The organism is Alcanivorax sp. (assembly GCF_040118815.1).
Classification (GTDB): domain Bacteria; phylum Pseudomonadota; class Gammaproteobacteria; order Pseudomonadales; family Alcanivoracaceae; genus Alcanivorax.
Genome location: NZ_JBEDTC010000022.1, coordinates 150,894 through 159,100, shown reverse-complemented (window position 1 = coordinate 159,100; position 8,207 = coordinate 150,894). Strand labels below are relative to the sequence as shown.

At 61.3% G+C, this 8,207-nt stretch carries 8 protein-coding genes; 6 read left to right on the top strand and 2 right to left on the bottom strand.

Features of this window, described 5'->3' with window-relative positions; all coding sequences use genetic code 11:
- Positions 1-261 precede the first annotated feature (261 nt).
- Positions 262-1,179, bottom strand: coding sequence for a homoserine kinase (locus ABNH18_RS16775; RefSeq protein ID WP_349383939.1), 918 nt, complete (start codon positions 1,177-1,179; stop codon positions 262-264).
- Positions 1,180-1,333: 154 nt separating this feature from the next.
- On the opposite strand from ABNH18_RS16775, the gene ABNH18_RS16770 reads away from it, so the two are divergent.
- A complete protein-coding gene (locus ABNH18_RS16770) occupies positions 1,334-1,927 on the top strand; it encodes an outer membrane beta-barrel protein (RefSeq protein ID WP_349383938.1) in 594 nt (197 codons plus the stop codon).
- 94 nt (positions 1,928-2,021) lie between these two features.
- Positions 2,022-3,050, top strand: coding sequence for an alpha/beta hydrolase (locus tag ABNH18_RS16765; RefSeq protein ID WP_349383937.1), 1,029 nt, complete (start codon positions 2,022-2,024; stop codon positions 3,048-3,050).
- A 169-nt stretch (positions 3,051-3,219) separates the two neighbouring features.
- Here the strand turns inward: ABNH18_RS16765 and ABNH18_RS16760 are convergent, their stop codons facing one another.
- On the bottom strand, positions 3,220-3,996 hold the full coding sequence (locus tag ABNH18_RS16760; protein ID WP_349383936.1) for an ATP-binding protein: 777 nt from the start codon (positions 3,994-3,996) through the stop codon (positions 3,220-3,222).
- A 181-nt stretch (positions 3,997-4,177) separates the two neighbouring features.
- Here ABNH18_RS16760 and ABNH18_RS16755 point away from each other — a divergent pair, with 181 nt between their 5' ends.
- The 4 genes from ABNH18_RS16755 to ABNH18_RS16740 all read left to right on the top strand — a co-directional run bounded on the left by ABNH18_RS16755 (position 4,178) and on the right by ABNH18_RS16740 (position 8,205).
- Positions 4,178-4,513, top strand: coding sequence for a hypothetical protein (locus ABNH18_RS16755; protein ID WP_349383935.1), 336 nt, complete (start codon positions 4,178-4,180; stop codon positions 4,511-4,513).
- Positions 4,514-4,535: 22 nt separating this feature from the next.
- A complete protein-coding gene (locus tag ABNH18_RS16750) occupies positions 4,536-5,912 on the top strand; it encodes a DUF2868 domain-containing protein (RefSeq protein ID WP_349383934.1) in 1,377 nt (458 codons plus the stop codon).
- Complete coding sequence (locus ABNH18_RS16745; RefSeq protein ID WP_349383933.1) at positions 5,912-7,369, top strand: GTPase/DUF3482 domain-containing protein; 1,458 nt, start codon at positions 5,912-5,914, stop codon at positions 7,367-7,369. Before ABNH18_RS16750 ends, ABNH18_RS16745 begins: the two co-directional genes overlap by 1 nt.
- A 110-nt stretch (positions 7,370-7,479) precedes the next feature.
- Positions 7,480-8,205 (top strand): DUF1963 domain-containing protein, encoded by a 726-nt coding sequence (locus ABNH18_RS16740; protein ID WP_349383932.1) that lies wholly within the window; start codon positions 7,480-7,482, stop codon positions 8,203-8,205.
- Positions 8,206-8,207 lie beyond the last annotated feature (2 nt).

Here is an 8,207-nt window from a genome sequence, read left to right as displayed (position 1 = left end):
TACGAGCTACGAGCTACGAGCTACGAGCTACGAGCTACGAGCTACGAGCTACGAGCTACGAGCTACGAGCTACGAGCTACGAGCTACGAGCTACGAGCTACGAGCTACGAGCTACGAGCTACGCTCGATTCGATAAAGAAAGGCGGGAAAGTTCCTCAGCATCTGCTTTTCTACGAAGCCGCTGTAGGAGCACCATTTAGGGTGCGAACCGAGCGAAGCGAGGACATCGTCCGCAGGACGATCAAAGCTAGAAGCTTCTTCCTAAACCGCCAACGCCTTCAGCCGCTGCCGATAAATCCGCGCAAACTCCTCCGGGTCCTTGCTGCCCTGCCCTTCGCTGTCGTCGGACACCGGGCCGGCCAGTCGCGATAACCAGAAGCGCAGGGCGGCTACGGCCAGGGCTTCGCACAGGCGGCTGTCGTCCACCGTGCGGCCATGATCCCGGTAGGCAGACAACAGGGCCAGTTCCCGCTCGGGCACGATCTGTCCTTGGGGGTCCACACACCAATCGTTGAGCGCCACGGCCAGGTCGTATTCCGGGTGGTCCAGGCAGGCGTTGTAGAAATCCAGCAGGGCGCTGATCTTCCCGCCTTCCCATAACAGGTTATCGCGAAACAGGTCGCCGTGGATCAATGTGGCCCCGGCGGGCTGGGCCAGCCAGTCGTGGAGTAAGGCGGCGGCGGTGTCGCGTTCGGCCGGGGGCAGTTTATCCAGGTGGTCGGTGAAGCCGCGCAGGCGCTCTCGTTCGCTGGGTAAGGGGTGTAACGAGGCAGTGTCGCTGGCGTGCAGTCGGGCCATCAAGGTGCCCACCTGTCGGCAGCGATCCGCATCCACGGCAAAATCGTGCTGGCCGGGCAGCCGGGGCATTAGCACGGCGGGTTTGCCAGCCACGGTAATCTGGTCGTTGCCGTCGGCATCCGGCAGCGGTGCGGGCACCGGCAGGTGTTGTTCTGCCAGCTGTTCGAGCAGGGTCAGGTATGGCGCCAAGGCCGTTGGGTCCAGGGATTCGAACACGGTCAGTACCAGTGGGCTGGGCTGCCCATGGCGATCCTGGGCCTTGATCAGAAAGGTGCTGTTTTCGATGCCGTGGCTGGCGGCGTGATAATCACGCAGCTGGAAACCGAACGGCGTCAGCACCTCTGCCAACTGGGTGGGGCTGAGCGGGGTGTACACCGACATCACAATCCTCTTGCTTGATGAAAAAAGGCCGCAGATGACCGGACTCTGCAGGCAGGCAATGGTATAACAGGCCGTCGATGCGTATGCAGGGCGTTATCTAGAGGCTCCTTAGCAAAGCGCATAATTCCAACAATAACAAAAAGGACGACAGGCAATGCGTTACTGGATGCTTTTCGGGTTGTTGTTCAGTCCCGCTTTGTGGGCGGACCCGGTGGCCCACTATCAAGATCAGCGTTCCGCCTATGTGGCCGGCAACCTGATGCACCTCAATCTCGATTATGACAGCCGCGACGTTACCCCTACCGGGGTGGGTATCCGCCTCGGGGGCATGATCAACCCGTACTGGGGGGTGGAACTGCGCGCGGCAACGGGGCCGTCGCCGGACACCTACCGGCCGGAGAATAGCCGCAGCAAGGTGGATTATACCGTAGACCATGTGGGCGCCTTGCTGGCCACCGGGCGTTTCCCGTTCAAATCGCCGGTGGCTTTGCCCTATGTAGAAAGCCTGTTTGTGCAGGGCTTTGCCGGTATTGCCGATGTGAAAGTGAAAACGGTTACGCGCAAGTGCAACACTCGTGGCTGCCGGGACGATACGGCCCGCAATGATGACACCAGCCTGGCTTTTGGCGCGGGGATTGGCCTGCGCACGGAGTTCAATCTGGGACTGACCTTGCAGTACATGCAGTACATTGATGAAGAGTATCTCACCGTCACCGGTATCGAAGGTGGCCTTGAGTGGTATTTTTGATAGCGCGGCAGGCTTCACGCTGCACGCAACACGGTTACCGATTTTAGCGTGATGCATGATGCATGACGCTTGTTGCGGTATTTAAGGAGAACCGATGAATCCTGTTGTTTTTGAGCGGGCGACAGTGCGCGCCCTGATGACGTTGCCCGGTGCCGTGCTGGCCCGGCTTGCCGCCGGCTTGGAAACCCACAGCCGCTCACACCTGGATTCGCGGCTGCGTTTTCTGTTGGCGCTTAGTGCCGCCAAGCCGACCCTGAATTCAGGCACGGTGGAGCAGGCCCGGCGTACCTACCGGGACATGATCGCCTTATTGGATGTGGCGCCAGTTCGTCTCCCCGTGGTGGTGGATCACCAGGTCACGGTGGACGATGGCAGCCAAATTTTGGTGCGCCGCTATCGGCCGGCTAATGCGCCGCGCGTTGCTCCTGCGATTCTGTTTTTTCACGGTGGCGGCTTTACCGTGGGTGGCGTGGAAGAATACGACCGGCTGTGCCGCTATATTGCCGATCGCACCAATGCGGTGGTGCTAAGTGTGGATTACCGGCTAGCCCCGGAGCACCCTGCTCCCGCCGGCATGGATGATTCGTTTGCCGCCTGGCGCTGGTTGCTGGATAACACGGCTCAACTGGGCCTGGACCCGCAGCGATTGGCAGTAATGGGCGATAGCGCCGGTGGCTGCATGAGCGCGGTAGTGTCGCAGCAGGCGAAGCTGGCAGGTCTGCCCCAACCGGCGTTACAGGTGTTGATTTACCCCACCACCGACGGTGCGCTGACCCACCCTTCCGTGCAGTCTCTGGGGCAGGGTTTCGGCCTGGATCTGGCCCTGTTGCACTGGTTCCGTGATCATTTTATTCAGGACCCGGCACTGATCGAAGACTATCGCGTCTCGCCCCTGCGCAACCCGGATCTGGCCGGTCAGGCCCCGGCAATTGTGATTACCGCGACGGATCCGTTGCGGGATGAAGGTCTGGAGTACGCCGAAAAACTGCGTGTGGCGGGTGGCGCCGTGACCTCACTGGATTACCCGGAACTGGTGCATGGATTTATTTCCATGGGCGGGGTGATTCCGGCAGCCCGCAAGGCGTTGAATGACATCTGTGATGAGACGAAGCAGCGGTTGTGAGTTAGTGAAATTTCAAAGTTGAAAGTTTAAAAGCGCGGATGAAATCGTAGCCATATGAATGGATCCGTGCCCGCGTTTTATCGTTAGCGGAAAACGCGGGCACAAGCGTCAACGCGGTGATGGCCTGCCTCGCGCTTTTCAACTTTAAACTTTCAACTCGCTCCTGATTTTAAAATTCCCCTACAAACTGGTTATAAAACTGCCGCGCGGTGCGCCCGGAGCGCACGCCTTTCTCCATGGAGAAGCGCCGGGCTCGCACGTGCAGTTCTTCCCGGTCACGTACCTCTCCGAATAAATGCTCGACGATTTCGAAATACCGGGCTTCGTTAATCGGGTAAAAACTCAAACCCAGGCCGAACCGGTCAGACAGGGAGATCTTTTCTTCCACCACGTCGCCATGGTGCAACTCCCGATTCACCACCTGTGTCTGCTCGTTATCTTTCATGTACTCGGGGAGCAGGTGACGGCGGTTGCTGGTGGCATAGATGCGCACATTTTCCGGCGGCAATTCCAGTGACCCTTCCAGTACGCTCTTCAAGTGTTTGTATTGGTTTTCACCGTCTTCGAAAGACAGGTCATCGCAATAAATAATGAATCGCTGACTGCGATCACGGATATCGTCCACGATATCGGGCAGGTCATGCAGATCATCCTTGTCCACCTCGATAACGCGCAGACCGCGAGGGGAATATTCATTGAGCAAGGCTTTGACGATGGAGGATTTGCCGGTGCCACGGCTGCCCCACAGCAACACATGGTTGCAGGGCTGGCCGGCCAGAAAGCGTTCCGTATTCTGCACCAGCTTGCCTTTCTGGGTGTCGATGCCAAGCAGGTCATCCAGGCGTACCGGGTCCGGATGGGGCACCGGGCGCAGGGTCTGTGAGCGGCCGCGCCAGATTGCAGCCGGGGTGTGGCGCCAGTCGATGGGCCGGTGGGTGGGGTGCATGGAAAGCCTCGCGGACAGCAGAAAACGTTAACAGCTGCGGCAGTTTAACGCAGGGTCCGGGTAAACGCAGGCTGCGTTCGTCGCGAACTTTATCTATGCTTGGGGGCTCAGAGATTCCTCACTGAAAAAGCGCATTCATGCGTGCGCTCATGCACGCGGCACACGCGACAAGGAGAGCAATATGAAAGCTGCCGTTCTGGCTGCAACGGGCTTGGCCCTGGTACTGGCGGGCTGTAGTTCATCGTACGATAACGATTACCCCATGGGCCTGCCGGACGACACCATCACCTGCCCGGAAGATCCGCCGGAAGTTTGCACCATGGATTACCGTCCGGTGTTTGGGTATGACGACCAGGGTGGCATTCTCGGTGAGTTCTCCAACGCGTGCGGCGCCTGCGCCACCGAAGGGGTGATGTACTCCTCGCCCAAGGACGATCCGAACCAGCCGGGCCCAGTGTCCGACGCGCCAGCAGCACCGGCGGAAGAAGCGGCCCCTGCCGCGCCTTCCCGCTATTGATCCATCCTGATCCGAGGTCACTTTGCCCAACGCGTTGACCCTGCTGCTGGATTTTGACGACCAGTACCGCCGCGATGTGGACCAGAACCATGCGTTCCTGCATCGCCGCGACCGGCGTTTTGCCCAGCAGCAACAGGAGCGGCGGCAGCCACTCACGGTGCCTGCCTGGCTGGCCTCTCTGCATGCCCTCAACGGCCAGCGGCAGGTGGATAGTGGCACCGACCCGCGGCTGCGTGGCTGGCGCCAGGCGCGCTGGGTGTTTGCGGGTCTGGGGGCGGTGCTGGGCGTGATCTTTATGCTCGGCCTGCTCTATTACGATGGCGGTCAGCAGATCAACGTGACGTTGCTGGTCGCGTTGGTGGGCCTGCAAGGGTTATTGGCGTTGTTCACCAGCGTGCAGGCCTGGCTGGGCTGGCAGCCCTGGCGCACCCTGCTGGGGCGGTGGCGCGGTGAGGATGATGCGCTGGCGCCGTTGCGCTCGGTGCTGTCCTCCAGGGTGGCCCACACCGGTGGGCTGATGTTCGCCCTTGCCGGGCTGCTTACCTTGCTGTTACTTGTGGCGGTGCAGGATCTGGCCTTTGGCTGGAGCACCACGTTGCAGGCGTCAGCCGCCGGTTATCACCAGTGGGTCAGCGCGCTGGCCTTGCCCTGGCAATCCCTGTGGCCCGACGCGGTGCCCTCGCCGGCGCTGGTGGAGGCATCCCAGTTTTACCGGTTACAACAAGGTAGCGGTGTGGCCGATCCGGCCTTGCTGGGGACTTGGTGGCCGTTCGTGTTGATGCTGTGGCTGGTCTATGTGTTGCTGCCTCGCTGCGTGTTACTGATGCTGGCGGCGCTGCAATTGCGTTGGCAGAGCCACCGCGCCCTGCGCGCTCATCCGGGCTGGCAGCCGCTGCATTACCGCTTCGATACCCCCTGGGTGGATACCCGTGGCGATGAAGAAGGTCAGGCGGCGCCAGCACCGGCACGCACGGCCCTGTCACCGCTGCCCGCCAGTACTATCCTTATTCACTGGGCCGGGGCGGGCATGCAATCGGCGCCCTTGCGGGCGAGCCTGTCGGTGGATCCGGCGCCGCTGCAGCTGCGCGCCGGAGGCAATAGCCGCCTGGAGGAAGACGCCCAGGTGCTGGCACGGGCCGGAGAATCCGGGCAACCGGTGATTCTGGTGGCCCGTGGCTGGGAGCCGCCCACTGGCGAGCTAAGCGATTTTATTCTGGATGCTCGTGAGCAATGGCCGGCGGCCACGTTGCTGGCGCTGGTGCCGTTGGCCGACGAAGACGGCACCGCGTTGGCTGACTCAGGCTTGCTCGCGCAGTGGCAACGCTTTGCGGATCGCCAGCGCGACAGCCAGCTACTGCTGTGCGCCCCGGCGGCGGTAGAGAAGGAGCAGGAAGCCTGATGCACGAGCCTGACAGCCCGTTATCACAAACCGCCGTGGATCAGCCGCGGTTCGCTGTGGTGGGTCATCCCAACAAGGGCAAGTCCAGCGTGGTGGCAACGCTCGCTCAGAACGACAGTATCGCTGTCGCCATGGAGCCGGGCACCACCCGCGACAGCCACCGTTACCCCATGAAAGTGGATGACGTGACCCTGTATGAGCTGATTGATACCCCCGGTTTTCAACGCCCACGCAAGGTGCTGGCCTGGTTGCAGGGCCACAGTCTGTCCGCCTCGGACCGGCCGGAGACGGTGGCCGCGTTTGTGACGCAGCACCGTGATGAGCCGCGTTACCACGATGAATGCGAGCTGCTGCGGCCCATCGTGGAGGGCGCCGGGATTATCTATGTGGTGGACGGTTCGGTGCCCTACAACCGCGAGCACGAAGCGGAAATGAATATCCTGCGCTGGACCGGCCGGCCCAGCTTGGCACTGATCAACCAGATTGGCCCGGATGATCACAGTGCCGCCTGGGAGGCGGCGCTGGGCCAGTATTTCCAGATCGTGCGGCGCTTCGACGCGGTGCGCGCTCCATTTGAAAAACACCTGGATCTGCTGCGCAGTTTTGGTCAGCTGGCGCCCCACTGGCGCGAGCCGCTGGATGCCGCGCTGGAATACCTGCAGGCCCTCAAGTTCGGCCGGGACAGCCAGGCCCTGGAGCGCATCGCCGACGCCTTGATCGACATGCTCGGGCACCAGGAGACCGCCCGGCTCAGTGAGTTTGAAGACGCCAAGCCCTTGTTGCCCAAGCTGCAACAACGCTGGCAGGCCTGGCAGCGTGAACGCGAGCAACGCCTGCGCGTAGCGGTGGAAGACCTGTACCAGCATCGCCGCCTGCAGCGTCAGGAAGAGGCGCTGGTGACCCCGGAAGGCGGCGACCTGTTCAGTGAGCGCACCCGTCAGTTGTGGGGCATCAGCAAGGCCCAGCTGTCGGCTGCCGGCTTTGGTGCCGGGGCCGTGGGTGGCGCCGGCATCGATGCGGTGGCGTTGGGGCATTCCCTGGGCGCCGGTGCGCTGATCGGTGGGCTGCTGGGCGCGGCGGGCAGTTACTACTACAGTGACAAACTCACCAAACTGAAATTCGGGCCGCTCAGTGGTGGTTTTCGCGAAGCGGTCTACGGCCCCCTGCGTGACCCGCAGTTTGCCTATGTGGTGCTGGGCCGGGCGCTGGTGCATGGGTATCAGGTTAGCCAGCGCAACCACGCCGGCCGCGATGTGCTGGTGGTCACCGGTGCGCAGGATCATTGGTTGGAACAGATGGAACGCAGCCACCGTAATGGACTGCAAAAAAGCCTGCAGGCCCTGGCCAGCCGCCGTTTTGACCCCAGTAAACGCCAGCGGCTGATTGAGCAACTGGAGTTGGCCCAGCAGGCATTTGCTCAGTGGCAGTTACAGTCTTTTCAAGGGTCAGGCAGATAATTGCACGCCGCTTAACCGGAAAAATCGGCCTGGCAGCGGGTAACTGAAGGTGGTTCATTGCGCCAAAGTTGCGTGAAGGCGAACATGAAACGACCGTACGAGGACGTTTCATGTTACCCGAAGAAATCAAACACAAGCTGGCCACTCTGTCCCGTCCCGGCTGGCGCCCCCGGGTCGGCCCGGCCGTGCCGGGCGCGCGCTCCAAGTTTGGCGGGCTGCCACTGCTGAAAGCGGACGAGGCTTGGCCCTGCTGTGGCCATTGTCATCAGCCTATGCAGCTGTTTGTGCAGCTCGATTCTCAGGATCTGCCGGTGGATGCCCGCACGGGGTTCGGCGATGGGGTGTTGCAGGTGTTCTACTGCACCAACGGGGAAGAGGACTGTGAAGTGCTGGGTCATGCGCACCTGCCCTTCTCGGACGCGAATCTGGTGCGGGTGATTCCACGTCGGCAGGCCGATGGTTTTGATGCCTTGCCAGTGGGTATACCGGATGCGTTTACCGAGCAGGCGTTGACCGGCTGGCAGTGCGTGACGGACTTTCCCGACCGCCAGGAAACAGCGGCCCTCAACGATGACGTGCCCCAAGGGATGGTCGCCCTGCTCCAGGCCCACCGCCCTGCCCCGCACCCTGGCGATAAATTTCTTGGCTGGCCGCATTGGGTGACGGAGGTGGGTTACCCGTCCTGTTCTTGTTGCCATAAACCAATGAAATTTATTTTTCAGATTGACTCCACCGACACCCTGCCCTTCTGGTTTGGTAACAGCGGTTGCGCCTATGTTTTTCAGTGTGAAAATAACCCTAAAGTGCTAACTATGAGCTGGGAAGGTCGTCCCTGATT

What these genes read in the sequence shown, in the direction of transcription:
- ABNH18_RS16760 (WP_349383936.1), bottom strand. Translation starts at nt 3,996, where the DNA reads ATGCACCCCACCCACCGGCCCATCGACTGGCGCCACACCCCGGCTGCA.
- ABNH18_RS16770 (WP_349383938.1), top strand. Translation starts at nt 1,334, where the DNA reads ATGCGTTACTGGATGCTTTTCGGGTTGTTGTTCAGTCCCGCTTTGTGG.
- ABNH18_RS16765 (WP_349383937.1), top strand. Translation starts at nt 2,022, where the DNA reads ATGAATCCTGTTGTTTTTGAGCGGGCGACAGTGCGCGCCCTGATGACG.
- ABNH18_RS16745 (WP_349383933.1), top strand. Translation starts at nt 5,912, where the DNA reads ATGCACGAGCCTGACAGCCCGTTATCACAAACCGCCGTGGATCAGCCG.
- ABNH18_RS16775 (WP_349383939.1), bottom strand. Translation starts at nt 1,179, where the DNA reads ATGTCGGTGTACACCCCGCTCAGCCCCACCCAGTTGGCAGAGGTGCTG.
- ABNH18_RS16740 (WP_349383932.1), top strand. Translation starts at nt 7,480, where the DNA reads ATGTTACCCGAAGAAATCAAACACAAGCTGGCCACTCTGTCCCGTCCC.
- ABNH18_RS16755 (WP_349383935.1), top strand. Translation starts at nt 4,178, where the DNA reads ATGAAAGCTGCCGTTCTGGCTGCAACGGGCTTGGCCCTGGTACTGGCG.